The following is a 728-nucleotide window of genomic DNA, read 5'->3' on the forward strand; positions in this document are numbered from 1 at the left end:
TCCTCGATGAACCATCAAACGATTTGGATATCGAAACCTTACGTGCACTAGAGGATGCGATTCAAGTATTCCCAGGTACAGTAATGGTCGTATCGCATGATCGCTGGTTCCTTGACCGTATCGCGACTCATATCTTGGCGTTCGAAGAAGAGGGCCCAGTCTGGTTCGACGGTAACTACACTGAGTTTGAAGCGTATCGTAAAAAGACAATGGGTGATGATGCCAGTCCTAAGCGTGCCAAGTATAAAAAAATTACCAACTAATACCGCTGTTTGGTATATTGGAACTGCATAGAAAAGACCGCTAATCATTAGCGGTCTTTTTTTGGGTAAGTATTTTTTTAATTGTACCGGTGATGATATTCACTCATCAATAATTGGAGATTTCGATTAAATTGCCATCAGGGTCACGAAAGTAAAATGACATAATTGCCCCTTGCGCTCCTGTTCGCGGTACGGGACCTTCGAGCACGTCAACACCTTGCTCACGCACATGGGTCATGGCATCGGCTAAGGGCGTGGTGGTGATAAAGCACAAATCGGCGCTACCTGCTTTGACATTTTGTGCTTTGGGCTCAAACTCATTGCCCAGCTCATGCAGGTTGATTTTTTGTTGACCATACATCAAGGCGACACGTCCTGCACCAAAACGCACTTCGGTCATGCCTAGCACCTTGGTATAAAAATCAATGGTATGCTGTAGATTTTTTACGGTTAAAACAAAATGGT

1 protein-coding gene and 1 pseudogene are annotated in these 728 nt (G+C 44.4%); one reads left to right on the forward strand and one right to left on the reverse strand.

Translation table 11 applies throughout. The features are described 5' to 3' along the window. Window positions 1-263 (forward strand): annotated as a pseudogene (locus ACS8FC_RS17280) (energy-dependent translational throttle protein EttA); the annotation flags it as partial. Between the two features lie 106 nt (window positions 264-369). Here the strand turns inward: ACS8FC_RS17280 and ACS8FC_RS17285 are convergent. Further along, the coding region (locus ACS8FC_RS17285; RefSeq protein WP_439297687.1) for a VOC family protein at window positions 370-728 on the reverse strand (359 nt) is incomplete at its 5' end.

Source organism: Psychrobacter sp. 1Y4, assembly GCF_051847555.1.